The 16670-nt window shown below is 69.1% G+C and carries 16 protein-coding genes and 1 pseudogene; 14 read left to right on the top strand and 3 right to left on the bottom strand.

Going from position 1 to position 16670, the window contains the following annotated elements:
- The first annotated feature begins 1 nt into the window (after position 1).
- From fliM to AC1DQJ_RS09550, 4 genes are read left to right on the top strand one after another with little or no spacing between them, the layout of a single operon-like run.
- The gene (fliM, locus tag AC1DQJ_RS09565) at positions 2-1048 is read left to right on the top strand and encodes a flagellar motor switch protein FliM (protein ID WP_477602712.1); all 1047 of its coding nucleotides are present in this window, start codon (positions 2-4) and stop codon (positions 1046-1048) included.
- Complete coding sequence (locus AC1DQJ_RS09560) at positions 1045-1554, top strand: DUF6468 domain-containing protein (RefSeq protein ID WP_477602582.1); 510 nt, start codon at positions 1045-1047, stop codon at positions 1552-1554. Before fliM ends, AC1DQJ_RS09560 begins: the two co-directional genes overlap by 4 nt.
- Positions 1551-2348, top strand: coding sequence for a MotE family protein (locus AC1DQJ_RS09555; RefSeq protein WP_477602580.1), 798 nt, complete (start codon positions 1551-1553; stop codon positions 2346-2348). Before AC1DQJ_RS09560 ends, AC1DQJ_RS09555 begins: the two co-directional genes overlap by 4 nt.
- A gap of 3 nt (positions 2349-2351) precedes the next feature.
- Positions 2352-5270 carry a tetratricopeptide repeat protein gene (locus tag AC1DQJ_RS09550; RefSeq protein ID WP_477602578.1) on the top strand — a complete coding sequence of 973 codons (2919 nt, stop codon included), beginning with the start codon at positions 2352-2354 and terminating at the stop codon, positions 5268-5270.
- Positions 5271-5399: 129 nt separating this feature from the next.
- Here the strand turns inward: AC1DQJ_RS09550 and fliP are convergent, their stop codons facing one another.
- Positions 5400-6197 carry a flagellar type III secretion system pore protein FliP gene (gene fliP / locus AC1DQJ_RS09545; protein ID WP_477602576.1) on the bottom strand — a complete coding sequence of 266 codons (798 nt, stop codon included), beginning with the start codon at positions 6195-6197 and terminating at the stop codon, positions 5400-5402.
- Positions 6198-6486 (bottom strand): annotated as a pseudogene (locus AC1DQJ_RS09540) (flagellar biosynthetic protein FliO).
- Between the two features lie 104 nt (positions 6487-6590).
- Between AC1DQJ_RS09540 and flgB the strand changes: the two are divergent.
- The 10 genes from flgB (at position 6591) to AC1DQJ_RS09490 (ending at position 15445) form a co-directional block, all read left to right on the top strand.
- Positions 6591-7007: a flagellar basal body rod protein FlgB gene (gene flgB, locus AC1DQJ_RS09535; RefSeq protein ID WP_477602574.1), complete on the top strand. Its 417-nt coding sequence runs from the start codon at positions 6591-6593 to the stop codon at positions 7005-7007.
- An 11-nt stretch (positions 7008-7018) separates the two neighbouring features.
- Positions 7019-7438, top strand: coding sequence for a flagellar basal body rod protein FlgC (flgC, locus tag AC1DQJ_RS09530; RefSeq protein ID WP_477602572.1), 420 nt, complete (start codon positions 7019-7021; stop codon positions 7436-7438).
- Positions 7439-7449: 11 nt separating this feature from the next.
- A complete protein-coding gene (gene fliE, locus AC1DQJ_RS09525) occupies positions 7450-7758 on the top strand; it encodes a flagellar hook-basal body complex protein FliE (RefSeq protein WP_477602570.1) in 309 nt (102 codons plus the stop codon).
- 57 nt (positions 7759-7815) lie between these two features.
- Positions 7816-8583, top strand: a complete 768-nt coding sequence (locus AC1DQJ_RS09520; RefSeq protein ID WP_477602568.1) for an ATP-binding cassette domain-containing protein — start codon at positions 7816-7818, stop codon at positions 8581-8583.
- Complete coding sequence (locus tag AC1DQJ_RS09515; RefSeq protein WP_477602566.1) at positions 8580-10124, top strand: glycine betaine ABC transporter substrate-binding protein; 1545 nt, start codon at positions 8580-8582, stop codon at positions 10122-10124. Before AC1DQJ_RS09520 ends, AC1DQJ_RS09515 begins: the two co-directional genes overlap by 4 nt.
- Before the next feature lie 76 nt (positions 10125-10200).
- On the top strand, positions 10201-10464 hold the full coding sequence (gene fliQ / locus AC1DQJ_RS09510; RefSeq protein WP_183773444.1) for a flagellar biosynthesis protein FliQ: 264 nt from the start codon (positions 10201-10203) through the stop codon (positions 10462-10464).
- A gap of 19 nt (positions 10465-10483) precedes the next feature.
- On the top strand, positions 10484-11239 hold the full coding sequence (gene fliR, locus AC1DQJ_RS09505) for a flagellar biosynthetic protein FliR (protein WP_477602564.1): 756 nt from the start codon (positions 10484-10486) through the stop codon (positions 11237-11239).
- Positions 11240-11242: 3 nt separating this feature from the next.
- Positions 11243-12328, top strand: coding sequence for a flagellar biosynthesis protein FlhB (gene flhB / locus AC1DQJ_RS09500; protein ID WP_477602562.1), 1086 nt, complete (start codon positions 11243-11245; stop codon positions 12326-12328).
- Positions 12329-12402: 74 nt separating this feature from the next.
- Positions 12403-14469 (top strand): cell cycle histidine kinase CckA, encoded by a 2067-nt coding sequence (cckA, locus tag AC1DQJ_RS09495; RefSeq protein ID WP_477602710.1) that lies wholly within the window; start codon positions 12403-12405, stop codon positions 14467-14469.
- A 49-nt stretch (positions 14470-14518) separates the two neighbouring features.
- Positions 14519-15445, top strand: coding sequence for a mechanosensitive ion channel family protein (locus AC1DQJ_RS09490; protein WP_477602560.1), 927 nt, complete (start codon positions 14519-14521; stop codon positions 15443-15445).
- Here the strand turns inward: AC1DQJ_RS09490 and AC1DQJ_RS09485 are convergent.
- On the bottom strand, positions 15426-16643 hold the full coding sequence (locus AC1DQJ_RS09485) for a BaiN/RdsA family NAD(P)/FAD-dependent oxidoreductase (protein ID WP_477602558.1): 1218 nt from the start codon (positions 16641-16643) through the stop codon (positions 15426-15428). The two genes, AC1DQJ_RS09490 and AC1DQJ_RS09485, sit on opposite strands and share 20 nt — an antisense overlap.
- Positions 16644-16670: the final 27 nt, after the last annotated feature.

Genomic DNA, 16670 nt, shown 5'->3' with positions numbered 1-16670 from the left:
GATGAACCCCGACGATCCTGCCACATGGCAGAACCCAGACGCCAAGGTCGAGGGGCTGATCGGGTCCGAGCGCATCCTGAATCAGGATGAAATCGACAGCCTGCTCGGCTTCGATCTCTCTGAGGAGGAAGCCGCCGAACGCTCGGGCATCCGGGCGATCATCAATTCCGCGCTGGTCTCCTACGAACGCCTGCCGATGCTGGAGATCGTCTTCGACCGCCTGGTGCGGTTGATGACCACCTCCCTGCGGAACTTCACCTCCGACAACGTCGAGGTCAGCCTCGACAACATCTCGTCGATCCGCTTCGGCGACTACCTGAACTCGATCCCGCTGCCGGCCATCCTCTCGGTCTTCAAGGCCGAGGAGCTGGAGAACTACGGCCTGCTGACGGTCGACTCCAACCTGATCTACTCGATCGTCGACGTGCTGCTGGGCGGACGCCGTGGCACCGCGGCCATGCGGATCGAGGGGCGTCCCTACACCACCATCGAACGCGTGCTGGTCCAGCGGATGGTCGAGGTCGTGCTGGCCGACGCCCGCGCGGCCTTCGAGCCGCTCACCCCGGTGACCTTCACCCTCGACCGGTTGGAAACCAATCCGCGCTTTGCCGCCATCGCCCGTCCGGCCAACGCCGCCATCCTGGTGAAGCTGCGCATCGACATGGAAGACCGCGGCGGCCGCATCGAGCTGCTGCTGCCCTACGCCACGCTCGAACCGATCCGCAAAATGCTGCTGCAGCAGTTCATGGGCGAGAAGTTCGGCCGCGACAACATTTGGGAAAGCCACCTGGCGACCGAGCTCTGGACCACCCAGCTCGATGTCCGGGCCGTGCTCGACGAACAGCAGCTCTCGCTGCGCGAAGTCCTCGACCTGAAAGTCGGCGACACCTTGCTGCTGAACGCGACTCCCGACAGCCAGGTAGAGCTTCGCGCCGGCGCGATCCCGCTCACTCGGGGCCGCATGGGCCGACGCAACCACCACATCGCCGTGCGTGTGGACGGCCCGCTGTCGCCCCACGCCAAGAAAGCCATTTCGAGGTTCAAATGAGCGTCATCGCCATCGGCATGAACCTGATGCTGGCGGGGCTTCTGGTCGTGGCCCTGATCATGGGCCAGCGGCTGAACGCCCGCCTCAAGGCGCTGCGCGAGAGCCATGAGGGCTTCGCACGGGCGGTGGCCGATCTGGACGCCGCCGCGGCCCGCGCCGAACAGGGCCTGGCCGACCTGCGCGCCGCCACCGACGAGGCGCACGACGCCCTGGCCGACCGGATCGAGAAGGCTCGCGCCCTGACCGCCAAGCTCGACCGCCAACTGCAGTCCGCCCCGGCCCCGAGCGCCGCACGGCCCGGCACGGTGTCGGAAACCGATGTCGAGCGGGTCACCCATCGCCTCGGCAGCCTGCTGTCGGCCGCCCGCGAACCGCGCCCCGAACGTGAGGCTCCGCCCCGCCGTGAGCCGCCCGCGCCCCGCGCTCGGCCGGCCCTCGACGACGACCTCTTTGACCAGCCCACTGAGCGTCCCTCGCTCCGCGCCCGCCTGGGAGCCCGCCGATGAGAAACATGCCCCGCATCCTGCCCCTGGTGGGGGTCGCCATCGTCGGCGTCATCGGGCTGAACGCGCTTGCGGGCGCCGAAACCCTGCCCGACCTGGTCTCGGGCGCGCGCGCCTTCGCCGAGGAAACCGCCAAGGGCGTCAAGGCGCCCGCCGCGAAGGCGGCCTCCGCCGAGGGCAAGGACGCCGCGGCCACGGTCCCGAACCTGCCGCCGGCGGCCAAGCCGGCCGCCATCTGTGCGCCGACCGCCGCCGAGCTCGCCAAGGAAGCGGGCCTCTCGCCCGCCGAGCTGCAGGTGCTGCAGAGCCTGGGCGCGCGACGCGGCCAGCTCGACAAGCGTGAAGAAGACCTCGACGTGCAGCTGGCCCTGATGGCCGCGGCCGAAGCCAAGCTCGACGCCAAGATCAAGGCGCTGACCGGCATGAAGGGCGACATCGCCAAGCTGATGGTCGACGCCGACGCCAAGGAGCAGGCCGAGATCGACCGCCTGGTGAAGGTGTTCGAGATCATGAAGCCGAAGGACGCCGCGCCGCGCATGGTGCTGCTCGACGACTCCGTGCGCCTGCCGGTCGCGGCCAAGATGAAGGAACGCGCGCTGTCGCCGATCCTCGCCAACATGCCGCCGGCCGAGGCCAAGCGTTTGACCGAGGCGCTCGCCCGTCGCTTCACCGAGGTCAGGAAGGTCGCCGCCGCCGCCGAGGCCATCGCCCCGACGGCTCCGGCCGCCGGCGCGAGGCCGCCTGCTCAGGCTGCTGCGGCTCCGCCCAAGGCGGCTCCCCCAGCCAAGGCCGGGTAGTCGATGAAACTGCGTCAGGCCCTTCGGTCGAGCGTCGCGGCGATCACCATCGTCAGCGTCGCCGCGCCCGCGGGTCTGGCGGCGCCGGCGGCCCAGGTCGCGCCGCGCGGCGGACTGCAGGTGCAGGTCGCCCAGGCCAAGGACTTCTCGCGCATCGAGTTCTCCGGCGCTCGCGGCGTCGCACGTCGTAACGGCCAGACCCTGGTCCTGCAGTTCAACACCGCCGCCTCGCCCGACATCTCGCGCCTGCGGGTCTCGCCGCCGCGCTGGCTGAAATCGGCCGAGACACGCCGCGCCGGGGGCGGTCTCGAGCTGGTCCTGACCCTCGCCGACAACGCCGACGCCCGGGTTGGAAATGCTGACGGCGCGACCTACGTCAATCTGTTCGAAAAGCCGCCGGCGCCGGCCGCCACGGCGATCGCCGAAGCGCCGCCGCCCGTCGCCGCTCCGGTCGCGCCCCGCGCCAATCCGGTTCCGGCCGGCGGCGTGGTGCAGATGGCCGTCCAGCTTGGCGCCGGCCAGGTCCAGTTGAGCTTCCCGTGGGCCAATCCGGCCGGCGCTTCGGTGTTCCGTCGCGGCGGCGCGGTCTGGGTGGTGTTCGACGCCCCGGCCTCGATCGATGTCTCGCGCGCGCCGCGCGGCCTGCGCCAGATCGGCGGGGTCACCACCCATCGCGGCAATGACTACGCCGCCGTGCGGATCGAATCTCCGCCCAACACGCCGGTGTTTGCTGTCGCCCAAGGCTCGACCTGGACCGTCATCCTCGGCCCTGGCGCCCAGGTGCAGCCGGCCGCCCAGATCCGTGTGGTCCGCGATCAGGCCGGCGGCCCGGCCGGTCTGAAGGCCGCGGTCTCCGGCGCCACCAGGGTCGTGCGCGTGGCCGATCCGGTGGTCGGCGACACGCTGTCGGTCGTCACCGCGCTCGGCCCCGCCAAGGGCCTGCCCTCGCGCCGCGAATATGTGCAGATGGCGCTGTTGCCGTCCGCCCAGGGGCTGGCGGCGGAGTCCTATATCGAAGACCTGGCGATGAGCCAGGACGGCGATCTGGTCCAGATCGGCCGCCCCACGGGACTGACCTTGTCCCCGGCCTCGGCCGCGGTCGAGCGGGTCGAGGCGACGCTCGGCGCGCCGCAGCCGGCCAGCTTGCCGGGGCTGATCGACTACCAGAACTGGCCCAAGACCGGCTCGGGGGGCTTCCTCACCCGCTACAACGCCCTGCTGTCGGCCGCCAACGAGGAGGCCGCGACCGGCCGCGACGCGCCGGTGGCCGCGCGCATGGCGCTGGCCCGCTTCCTGGTGGGTTCCGAACTGTCATTCGAGGCGATCGGCGTGCTCAACGAGGCCGCCCGCCGCAGCCCGGCGATCATGGAGGACCCGGAGTTCCGCGGCCTGCGTGGCATCGCCCGGGTCATGGCGCGCCGCTACAAGGAAGCCGAAGCCGACTTCTCCGCGCCGATCCTGGCCGACGATCCGTCCGCCGCCCTTTGGCGTTCCTACATCGCCGCGCAACTGGCCCAATGGCCCGAGGCGCGCACCCAGTTCGGCGCCGGGGCCGAGGCCTTCAGCCGCTTCTCGCCGGTCTGGAAGGCCCGCTTCGCCCGCTCCGACGCCCTGGCCGCCCTGGCGCTGGGCGATGTCAGCGGCGCCGAGGCGCGCATCAAGCTGGCGCTGATGGACAAGACCGATCCGATGGAGGAGCTGGCCACCCGCATGGTCCAGGCCCAGGTGGTCGAGGCCCTTGGCCACAAGGACCGCGCCTTGCGCATCTATGCCGCTGTCGCCGGCGCGCCGACTGAATCCCTGGCCGCGCCCGCCACCCTGCGGGCCACCAAGATCCGGCTCGACACCGGCAAGATCACCCCGGTCCAGGCGGCCAACGTGTTCGCGGGCCTGCGCTATCGCTGGCGCGGCGACGCCACCGAACTGGAAACCATCCGCGCCCTCGGCCACCTCTATCTGAGCCAGGGACGATATCGCGAAGCGCTCGAGGCCCTGCGCGGGGCCGGCAATCGCATGCCCGATCTCCCCGAGGCGCTGCAGCTGCAGGCCGACCTCGCCGCCGCCTTCCGCGGCCTGTTCCTCGACGGCGCCGCCGATGGGCTGGAGCCGGTGCAGGCCCTGGCGATGTTCTACGATTTCCGCGAGCTGACCCCGCTGGGCGCCGATGGCGACCTGATGGTCCGCAAGCTGGTCCGCCGGCTGGTCGATGTCGACCTGCTCGACCAGGCCGCCGAGCTGCTGAAGTACCAGGCCGAGAACCGGCTGGACGGCGTGCCGCGCGCCCAGGTCTCGACCGACCTGGCGCTGATCTACCTGATGGACCGGCAGCCCGAGAAGGCTCTGATCGCCATCAACAGCTCGCGAACCACGGTCCTGCCCAGCACGCTGAACGCCGAGCGGCGGGTGGTCGAGGCCCGCGCCCTGACCGGCCTTGGCCGCTACGATCACGCCCTCGAAGTGCTGGAGCGCGACACCGGCCGCGAGGCTCAGGACGCCCGAGCCGATGTTTTCTGGAAGCAGAAGAATTGGGCGGCGGCCGGCGGCCTCTATGAGAAGGGGCTTGGCGATCGCTGGAAACAGCAAGGCCCGCTGAGCGCCGATGACGAGGGCAAGCTGCTGCGCACCGGCGTAGCCTACAGCCTGGCCGGCGACGACGCCGCCCTGGCCCGTCTTCAGCAGCGCTATTCAGGCTTCTACGACCAGGCCCGCAATCCAGACGCCCTGCGCGTCGCCTTGACCGGCGTGCAATCGGGACAGCTGAACGTCGGCGACTTCGGCCGCGTCACCGCCGACAACGAAGCCTTCGCCGGCTGGGTCGCCAAGATGAAGGTTCGCTTCCGCGAGAAGCCGGCCCCCGTCGGCCCGGCCAAGCCGCCGACCGCCAAGCAGGCCCAGGCCGTAGCGCCCGCGCGCGGCGACTGATGACAGACAGTTGCTCCCCCATCGGGGGAGCTGTCAGCCGAATGGCTGACTGAGGGCGCTTTCAGAGCCTGCTGCTTGAGAGCCGTCCGCCGATTTACCTCCCCCAGGAGGGGAGGACCTTGTCGTCCGTCAGCCCCCGCCGGCGCCGCGCTGGAAGCTCTCGACCAGGCTGCCGGCCACCAGCCGCCAGCCGTCGACCAGCACGAAGAAGATGAGCTTGAAGGGCAGGGACACCACCACCGGCGGCAGCATCATCATACCCATGCTCATCAGCACGCTGGCCACCACCAGGTCGATGACCAGGAACGGGATGAACAGCAGGAAGCCGATCTCGAAGGCGCGCTTCAGCTCCGAGATCATGAAGGCCGGGGTGACGACGCTGAGCGGGGTGTCCTGGGCCGTGGCGGGGCGCTCGATCTTCGAGAGCCGGATGAACAGCGCCAGATCCTCCTGGTCGACCTGACCCAGCATGAAGGTCTTCACCGGAGCGGCCGAGGCGTCGAACGCCGCCGGCAGCTCCATCTGCTGGTCCATCAGCGGCTTGATGCCTTCGTCGTAGGACTTCTGGAACGTCGGGCCCATGACGATGGCGGTCAGGAACAGGGCCAGGCTGATCAGCACCGCGTTGGGCGGGCTCTGCTGCAGGCCGAGCGCCGTGCGCAACAGGCCCAGCACCACCACGATCCGCACGAAGGACGTGGTCATGATCACGATCGAGGGGGCCAGCGACAGCACGGTCAGCAGGCCGACCATCTGCACCACGCGCTCGGAAAGGCCCGCGCCGGTGCCGAGGTCGATATTGATCGCCTGGGCGGCTGCCACGGCCGGGAACACCATCGCCGCTATCGTGGCCAGGACCGAAAGTCCGGCGGCCCGCCGCCAGTCTTCGGCGCGTAGGTGGAAGAGGGCGGTGAAAACCTTACGCATCTACGGGCGCCTTGGGCTTGCGGGCGGATTTTGCGGCGGCGTGCGACAGCAGTTGGCCTTCGCCCAGCAGGAGGAGCTTCTCTTCCCCATCAAATGACACCACGACCAGTCGTCGCGACGGGTCCAGAATCAGCGTCTCGACCACCGACAGCCGCCGCAGCTTGCGGGTCGGGGTCAGGCGGGCCAAGGCGTCCGGCCCGAACCGGCGCAGCGCTACGGCCCCCAGGCCGACGAGCCCCAGGGTGAGCGCCAGGGCGAAGACGGCGCGGAGGAAATCGGTCAGTTCCATCGGATGTTCGAAAGGGGTGGGGCGCGACTCGTGCGCCAGCCTTCCCCGTGTGCGCCGCAGGGTCTTAAGACGCGGTTAACCCTGTTTGTTCACCATCTTCAGCTATGAACCTGAACGAGATTCCGTTGTTCGCGATGCTCAAGGGGCGCTTCAGTCACCTGAACGAGCGACAACGCCTAATCTCTCAGAACGTCGCGAACTCCGACACGCCGGGCTACACGCCGGGCGACCTCAAGCCCTACACCTTCGAGGCCCAGGTCAAGGCGGCGCAGGCCGGCGGAGCTTCGGCCCAGGCGGTCACCCAGCCGGGCCACATGACCCCGGCGTCGAGCCGCCGCAGCCCGTACAAGACGGTCAAGGCCAAGGACTCCGAGACCACGCTCGACGGCAACTCCGTCGTGCTCGAGGAGGAGATGCTGAAGATGACCGAGGCGCGGATGAACTACGACGCGGCGATCGGCTTCTACCAAAAATCCATGGGCATGCTGCGGCTGGCCAGCCGCGCGCCCGGCCGCGGCTAAGGGGCGAGTAGATGGCTGACATCAAGCCCATGACCGGCGCCACCCAGGCGATCGCTGCGACCGCACTGCGGGCCCAGCAGGCCCGCATGCGGGTCATCGCCGAGAACATGGCCAACGCCAACTCGGTGTCGCGCCAGCCGGGCGGCGATCCCTACCGCCGCCAAATTCCAGTGTTCACGCCGTACAAGACCGACGCCGGCCAGGGCGTGCGGGTGGCGCGCGTCGAACCGGACCGCAAGGACTTCCGCAGCGTCTACGACCCCAGCCATCCGTCGGCGGACGACAAGGGCTACGTGAAGCTGCCCAATGTCGACACCCTGATCGAGACGCTCGACATGAAGGAGGCCCAACGGGCCTACGAAGCCAACCTCAACGTCATCGAGACGGCGCGGGCCATGGAGCAGCGCACCATCGATATCCTCAAGAAATAGGGGATTAGGTCATGATGACCGCTCTCGCCGCCGCCAAAGCCTACGCGGCGACCCAGAACAGCGCTCCCATCAAACCGCCGTCGGCGGGGCAAGAGGAGGGCGGGCTCGATTTCGGCTCCATGGTCAAGTCGGCCATGAACGACGTGATGAGCAACACCAAGAAGGCCGAACACCAGATCGCCGCCCAGGTCGCCGGCAAGGCCGAGCTGATCGACGTGGTCACCGCCATCTCGGCGGCCGAGGCCAGCCTGGAGACGGTGATGGCCGTCCGCGACCAGGTGATCAACGCCTACCAGGAAATCATGCGGATGCCGATCTGACGGGGGCGCGGGGCGAGCGGGGGTTTCCCTTCCACCTCGCCGTGTTACGGCTAGAGCATGTCGGCGATCGAGCTTTCGAAAATCGAGAAGCGGTTCGGAGCCCACGCGGCGCTGGCCGGCGTCGACCTTTCGATCGAGCCCGGCGAGTTCGTGGCGCTGGTCGGTCCGTCCGGCTCGGGCAAGACCACCCTTCTGAAGACCATCAACCGCCTCTCCGCCCCTGACGCAGGTTCCGTGCGGGTGGAGGGCGAGGACGCCGCCGCCCAGCCGCCGCATCTGCTGCGCCGACGGATCGGCTACGTGTTCCAGGAAATCGGGCTCTTCCCCCACCTGACCATATCCGAGAACATCGACGTCACGCCGCGGCTGCTCGGCTGGGACAAGGCGAAGATCTGCGCCCGCATCGACCAACTCCTCGACCTGGTCGACCTGCCGCGCGAGGTCGCCGCGCGGATGCCGTCGGCGCTCTCCGGCGGCCAGCGCCAGCGGGTGGGCGTGGCCCGCGCCCTGGCGGCCGAGCCGAAGATCATGCTGATGGACGAGCCGTTTGGGGCGCTCGATCCGCTGACCCGCGACGCGCTCGGAACCGACTATCGCGCCCTGCACGACAAGCTCGCCCTGACCACCGTGATGGTCACCCACGACATGGCCGAGGCGGTGCTGCTGGCCGACCGCATCGTAGTGCTGACCGGCGGCAGGATCGCCGCCGACGGTGCGCCGGCCGAGCTGTTGGCGACTGTCCGCGACCCTGAGGTTCGCGCCCTGCTCGAAGCGCCTCGGCGCCAGGCCGAGCGGCTGAGCGAGCGCCTGGGGGCGACGAGGTGAGCCCACGCATCGCGCAGGCCCTCGCCCTGCTTCCCGACTACCTGGCCTGGCACGTGCTGCTGTCGGTCAGCGCCCTGATCCTCGGGGTGGCGATCAGCCTGCCGCTGGCGGTGGCGGCGAGCCGCAGCGCCCGGTTGCGCTGGCCGGTCCTGGCCTTCGCCGGCCTCATCCAGACGATCCCCAGCCTGGCCCTGCTGGCGCTGTTCTATCCGCTGCTGCTGGGGCTCTCGGCGGCCAGCCAGACGGCGTTCGGGCAAGGATTCTCGGCCCTCGGCTTCCTGCCGTCGCTGCTGGCCCTGACGCTCTACTCGATGCTGCCGATCCTGCGCACCGCGACCACCGGCATCCTCGGCGTGGATCCAGCCGTGCTCGAGGCGGCTGACGGCGTGGGCATGACCTCACGCCAGCGCCTGTTGCAGGTCGAGCTGCCTCTGGCCATGCCGGTGATCATGGCGGGCATCCGCACCGCCGCCGTCTGGACCATCGGCGCGGCCACGCTCTCGACCCCGGTCGGGCAGACCAGCCTCGGCAACTACATCTTCGCGGGCCTGCAGACCGAGAACTGGGTGTTCGTGCTGTTCGGCTGCGCGGCCTCAGCGGCGCTGGCGATGATCGTCGACCAGCTGCTGGGCCTGATCGAGACCGGGGCCGCCACCCGCCGCCGCGGCCTGGTGATCGCAGGCGCCGCCCTGCTGGTGGTCGGCGCCCTGGCCGCTATGCTTCCGCTTGCCGCCATCGGCAAGCCGGCCAGCTACGTGGTCGGAGCCAAGAATTTCTCCGAGCAATACATCCTCGCCGAGCTGATGGCCGAGCGGCTGGAGGCGACCGGCGCGCGCGTGTCGCGCAAGGAGGACCTCGGCTCGGCGGTGGCCTACCGCGCGCTCGCGGCGGGCGAGCTGGACGTCTATGTCGACTATTCCGGCACCCTCTGGACCAATGTCCTCAAGCGCGAGGACAACCCGGGCCGCGCCCAGGTCCTGGCCGAGCTGACCACCGAGCTTAAGAAGCGCGACGGGGTGCTGGTGCTGGGCTCGCTGGGCTTCGAGAACGCCTACGCCTTCGCCATGCGGGCCGACCGCGCCCAGGCGCTGGGCGTCGTCAGCCTCGGCGATCTAGCCCGCCAAGCGCCGCAGCTGACTTTGGGCTCGGACCTTGAGTTCCTGTCGCGGCCGGAATGGAAGGCGGTGGACGCCGCCTATGACTTCCACTTCAAGCGCGAGCGCTCGTTCCAGCCGACGTTCATGTACCGAGCGCTGTCGGGCGGCGAGGCCGACGTGATCTCGGCCTTCTCCTCGGACGGGCGAATCGCCGCCGACAAACTGGTGGTGCTGACCGATCCGAAAGGGGCGTTGCCGCCCTATGACGCGGTGATCCTGGTCTCGCCCAAGCGGGCGAGGGACGAGCGGCTGCTCTCGGCGCTGCGTCCGCTGGTCGGCTCGATCACGGTCGAAGCCATGCGCGCGGCCAACTACAGCGTCGACCGCGATCGCGACAAGGCGACGCCGGCGGAAGCCGCCAAGACGCTGGAGCCGCAAAGGTAGCTCTTCGTTAACCATAACTAGGCAATTTCGACCTAGCTGGTTTCCAGCATTTCACGCGTACCCAAAGAGGCCACCGATGAGCGGCGCCGAAGTTCTGGACGTCGGTCGCGACGCCATCTGGCTCACCATCCAGCTCTGCGCGCCCGTGCTGATCGTCGGCCTGGTGGTCGGGGTGGGCGTGGGCCTGATGCAGGCCCTGACCCAGATTCAGGAAGCGACCCTGGTTTACGCGCCGAAGATCGTGGCGATCTTTCTCTCGCTGCTGCTGTTCCTGCCGCTGATGGGCGCGCTGATGAGCGGCTTCATGCGCCAGATCGCCGCCCGCATCGCGGCGATGTAGCGGCCGTCTGGCCGGCCCCATGGAAAGCTTCGCCGCCGCTAATCAGGTCTACGCCGCCGGGTTGATCTTCGCCCGGGTGGCCGCGATCATCATGCTGCTTCCCGGCTATGGCGACACCAGCGTGCCGCCGCGCATCCGACTGGCCTTCGCCTTCCTGATGTCGCTGATGCTGATGCCGGTGATCGCCAAGGGCCTGCCGGTGCCTGGCGCGGTTTCGGGCGTCGGCGGGGCGGTGATCAAGGAGGTGCTGCTGGGCCTGATGATCGGTGGGATCCTGCGCATTTTCCTGTCGTCGCTGGCGACTGCCGGCGAGATCATTTCAATCCAGACCACCCTGTCCTTCGCCCAGACCGCCGCACCAGGCCAGGCGCAGCCCTCGACCACGCTGGGCACCTTCCTTGGCTTGATCGGGATCACCCTGATCATGACCACCGACCTGCATCACATGTTCCTCTCGGCCATCGTGCGGTCCTACGCGATCTTCCCCTTCAGTCGCGCCGTGCCGATCGCCGACAGCGCCCAGATGGCCGTGGAGACGGTGGCCGGCTCTTTCCGCCTGGGCCTGCAACTGGCCGCCCCGGTGGTGGTGTTCTCGATCATCTTCAACGTCGCCGCCGGCCTGGTCGGACGGGTGATGCCGCAGTTCCAGGTGTTCTTCGTCGCCACGCCGCTGATCGTGTTGCTCGGCCTGTCGATCTTCGCCCTCAGCCTGGGGGTGATCGGCACGGTCTGGCTCAACCGCTATCGCGAGCTCGTCTCGCTGTTCCTCGGCTAGCCCATGGCCGACGAACAGGACGCAGCATCAAAAACAGAAGAGGCGACGCCCCAGAAACTCGCCAAGGCGCGGGAGAAGGGCGATGTCGCCAAGACGCCGGACCTGGCCATGCTGGCCTCGTTCACCGGCGCGGCGGCGGTGATCGCCATCGCCGGCGGCTGGATGTCGCGCAATCTGGCGGCCGAGCTGCTGCCGTTCATCTCCCATCCCGACAACATGAGCCTCGAGGGCCATGGCGCGATCGACGTGGCGCGACATGCCGCGCGCGCCGCCGCCCCGATCCTGCTCGGAGTCATGTTGGTCGCGGCCCTGATGGGGGCGGGCGGCAATCTGGTCCAGACCGGCTTCATGTTCAGCCCGGAGAAGATCAAGCCGGACTGGAAGAAGGTCTCGCCGATGAGCGGCTTCAAGCGGATCCTCGGCCCCGACGGGCTGATGCAGTTCGTGAAGTCGCTGCTGAAGATCGTCATGGTCGGCTGGGTCGGCTGGGTGGTGATGAAGCCGTACATCCACCCGCTGAAGGAGCTCGCAGCGCTCGATCCGGCGGCCATGCTGCCGCTGATGGTCGAAATCCTGCGCAAGCTGGTCTTCGCCACCGCCGCCTTGATGCTGGCCATCGCCGGGCTCGACTGGTTCTGGCAGCGCTCACGCTTTCTGCAGCGCATGCGCATGACCAAGGAAGAGCAGAAAGAGGAGTTCAAGAACTCCGAAGGCGACCCCCACATCAAGGCCAAGCGCCGGCAGATCGCCATCCAGCGCTCCCGCCGCCGGATGATGGCCGCGGTGCCCAACGCCACCATGGTGATCATGAACCCGACCCACTACGCGGTGGCCCTGCGCTACGAGGCCGGCGAAACCAATGCGCCCCAGTGCGTGGCCAAGGGCATGGACGCTGTCGCCCTCAAGATCCGCGCCCTCGCCGAGGAGCACGACGTGCCGGTGATCGAGGACCCGCCGCTGGCCCGCGCGCTCTACGCGGCGGTCGAACTCGACGATTTCATTCCGCCTGCTCACTACGAGGCCGTCGCCAAGCTGATCGGCTTCATCATGCAAAGCAGCGCCCGCGTTACCGCACGCGCCCACCACTAAGACTATGAGAAGATTGCGTGACTGATTCGCCGGAGGCGCAGGCCTCCACGTTCGAATTCAACCGGGACCGTCCCATGGCCAAGCCCAAGACGCAGGACCGCGCGGTTCGCCGCTTCGACCCGATGACGGCGATGGCCGTGCTGTGCTTCCTGGCCGCGGTCGGGTTTGCAGCCGTGCCCGCCTTCAACGCCGGACCGGCGACCCGCGCCGGCGTGATGCTGCTGGTCGGACTGTTCGGCGTGGCGTGCCTTGGCCTGTTCGCGCTACGCGGTTCGGCTGAGCCGGCGGTGGCCGGTGAGGCGGGCGCCGACAAGTTGGTCGACGCTCTGACCGAACCGGCGGCCATCGCCGCCGCCGACGGCCGCATCCATGCCGCGAACGCCGCCTGGCGCTCAATGCTGGGCGCGGCGGCGCGCCTGCCCAAGGGCGGTCCCTCGGCCGCCAGCCTGTTCTCAGCGCTCACTGCCGCCCGCCGCGGCGAGACCGCCCAGGCCTCCATCCGCAACAACGGCAGCGAGCACTCAGCCACCGTCGCCCCGCTGGGCGAGCGCCGCTTCCTGGTCCGCTTGGCCGAGGCGCCGCCGTTGGCGCTGCCGCCCGCCGCCGCCGAGGTGCTGGCCGCTTTCAGCGCCGCCAAGCCGCCGCCGCCCAAGGTCCTGGACGCCTTCGCCGCGGCCTCGCCGTTCGGCGCCGCCCTGCTCGAAGGCGAAGACCCGTTCGAGGCGACTGTCATCGAAGCCAATCCCGCGCTGTCGGCTGTGGCCGGCGGCGGCGCGGCCGGCACGCGGTTCGGCGACCTGATCGACCCGGCTTCGCGCACAGACGCCGCCCTGAAGCTGGCCGAGGGCCATGTCGGCGCGCTGGAAGTGCGCCTGGCCCGCGACCCGACCAAGGTTGCGCACCTCTACCTCTCCAAGAGCGACGGTCGCTGGGTCGCCTACCTGGTCGACGTCTCCGAGCAGAAGCAGATCGAGCTGCAGCTGTCGCAGAGCCAGAAGATGCAGGCCATCGGCCAGCTGGCCGGCGGGGTGGCGCACGATTTCAACAACCTGCTGACCGCCATCTTCTTCCAGCTCGACGTGCTGGCCCAGCGCCACCCGGTGGGCGATCCCTCCTATGAGGGCCTCAACGAGATCCGCTCGACCTCGACCCGCGCCGCCGACCTGGTCCGCAAGCTGCTGGCCTTCTCTCGCAAGCAGACCGTCCAGCGCGAGACCCTCGACCTCGGTGAACTGATCAGCGAGTCCGAAGTCCTGCTGCGCCGCGTGCTCTATGAGGACGTGAAGCTGGAGACCGAGTACGGTCGCAACCTGCCGCACGTGCGGGCCGACCGCAGCCAGATCGAGACCGCGGTCATGAACCTGGCCGTCAACGCCCGCGACGCCGTGCGCGCCCATGGCGGCGGCGTGGTCCGTATCCGTCTGGCCCGCCTGACCCAGGACGAGGCGCAGGCCGCGGGCTATCCGGCCGCCAAGGGTGACCAGGCCCTGATCGAGGTTTCCGACGACGGTCCCGGCATCACGCCTGAGGTCATGGACAAGATCTTCGACCCGTTCTTCACCACCAAGCCGGTGGGCGAGGGGACGGGCCTGGGCCTGGCCACCGTCTACGGCATCGTCAAGCAGTCGGACGGCTGGATCAGCGTCGCCTCCAAGCCCGGCGAGGGCGCGGCCTTCCGTATTTTCCTGCCCGTGCACGTGCCGACCGCGGCCTCGCCCGCGCCGCCGCCGACCGTAAAGACGCCGCACAAGGTCCGCGACCTCTCCGGCGCTGGCCGCATCCTGTTCGTCGAGGACGAAGACGCCGTTCGCACCGTCGCCGCCAAGCTGCTGCGCGCCCGCGGCTACGAGGTGATCGAGGCGGGCTCCGGCGAAGAGGCCCTGGAGCTGGCCGAGGTCCATGCCGGCCAGATCGACTTGATGATCTCGGACGTGGTCATGCCTGGAATGCAGGGCCCTGACCTGCTGAAACACGCCCGTGTCTACCTGGCCGGCGCGCCGGTGATGTTCATTTCGGGCTATGCCGAAGCGGAGTTCTCGAACCTGCTGGAAGGGGAGGAGAACGTCTCCTTCCTGCCCAAGCCGATCGACATCAAGACCTTGGCTGAGCGGGTGAAGCAGGAACTTCAGAAGGCGGCTTAGCGTATAGCTGCATTGGCCTTCGAGGGGGCGTGAGTGCTAAGCGGACCGCATGCAGGGTATTGAGGCTGAGATTGCGACCCGTCTGAACCAGACGGTGCGGGGCGACGAAAACGTCTTTCATAAGTTTGCCGACGCTGCTGGCGATCTGGCGGTGAACCTGGTGGTGGCGGTCCTCATCCTGACCGTCACCTGGTGGGCGTCCGTCTGGGCCTCGCGGCTGGTGAAGCGCCTGATTTCGCGGGTGCACCGCGGCGGACCGCCGGACGTCACCTTGCAGGGCTTCGTTGGATCGGCGACCCGCTACGTCGTGATGGTCGTCGGCCTCATCGCCGTGCTGCAGCAACTCGGCGTTCAGACCACCTCCATCCTTGCGGTCCTAGGCGCGGCTTCGCTGGCGGTTGGTCTGGCATTGCAGGGCACGCTCAGCAACGTCGCGGCGGGCGTGATGCTGCTGCTGTTTCGGCCTTATCGGGTCGGCGACGTGGTGGAGATCGGGGGCCGCGTCGGTTCGGTCCGCACCCTCGACCTCTTCGTCACGGAGCTGACCACGCCCGACAACCTCAAGGTCGTGCTGCCCAACGGCAAGGTGTTCGGCGACGTGATCGTCAACACCAGTTTCCACAATCGCCGCCGCGTCGATGCCGTGACCCGGGTGGACACCAAGCGCGAGATCGCCCCGCTGATGGCCTCGCTGAAGGCCCGAGCCGAAGCCAATCCACTGGTGCTCGCCGACCCGGCCCCGACCGTCGAGCTCACTGGCCTGTCGGAGGCGTTTGTCGAGCTGACCGTCCGCGCCTGGACCCAAGGCGGCGATTTCGCCGCCGTGAAGGCCGACCTGATGCTGGCGGCGAGGCTCTATGCCGAGGGCGCCCAGACCTTGCCGGAACTGCCCAAGCCGCGCGCCAAGCCGGCGTCCGCGGCCCGCAGCAGCCGCAAGAAGTCCCTGCGCGAGCGGCTCACTCCGCCGGCGGAGTGAGGATCGATCGGGCCGCCGCCACGCCGGTGGCGAGGCAGGCTTGCAGCAGGTAGCCGCCGGTCGGCGCTTCCCAATCCAGCATCTCCCCGACCGCATAGACGCCGGGCAGGGCGCGCAGCATCAGGTGGTCGTCGAGGCTCTCGAACGCTACGCCGCCGGCGGACGAGATCGCCCGCTCCAGTGGTCGGGCGGCGGCCAGGCGCAGCGGCGTGGCCTTGATCATCCGGGCGAGGACGCCAGGGTCGCGAGGCAGGGCCAGGCCGTGACCCTCGCGCAGCAGATTGACCTCCACCGGCGTCAGGCCGGCGGCCTTGCGCAGCAGATTGGCGGTCGATTGGCCGGCGGGCGCCTTGTGCAGGCGGTCGGCCAGCTTGGCGCGGCTGAGGTCGGGGCGAAGGTCGATCTCGAGGATCGCCTCGCCGCCGGCCGCGATTGCGTCGCGCAGGCCGGCTGACAGCGCGTAGACCGCTCCCCCCTCGAGACCATAGTCGGAGACCATCGCCTCTCCGCGAACCGTGCGGCCCTCGAAGCTCAGCGCGATGTTCTTCAGCGGCTGGCCGGCGAACTGGTCGGCGAAGACTTTGCTCCAGGCGATCTCGAACCCGCTGTTGGCCGGCCGCCACGGGGCGACCGTCACGCCGCGGTCGGCGAGCAGCTGCGTCCAGCCGCCGGTTGAGCCGAGACGCGGCCAGCTCGCTCCGCCCAAGGCCAGGATCGTAGCGTCCGGTTTTGCCGTTTCCTCCGCCCCGTCATGCGCAAAGGTCAACTCTCCTGCGGCGTTCCATCCGGTCCATTCGCGGCGCGGGCGGAACTCCACGCCCTTGTCCGCCAACCGCGCCAACCAGGCGCGCAGCAGCGGTGAGGCCTTCAGGCTGCGGGGAAAGATCCGGCCGCTGCTGCCGACGAAGGTTTCCTGACCAAGGCCCTCGGCCCAGGCGACAGTGTCTGCGGGCATGAACGCCTCCAGCAGCGGGCGCAAATGCGCGGCCCTCTCGCCGTAGCGGCCGACGAACGCCTCGAAGCCTTCGGAATGGGTGAGGTTCAACCCGCCGCGTCCGGCCATCAAGAACTTGCGCCCCAGGCTGGGCATCTTGTCGTAGATGCTTACCTTCGCGCCGCCGGTGCACAGCACCTCGGCCGCCATCAGGCCCGCGGGGCCGCCGCCGATGATCGCTACGCTCTTCGCCGCCTGTGTCATGGGCGCGGGTCAGACGCGCTTTGACGC

It is taken from the genome of Phenylobacterium sp. P4_E10 (assembly GCF_056401675.1).
Note: the sequence above shows the minus strand (reverse complement) of the source record. Positions and strands in the feature narration are given on the sequence as shown.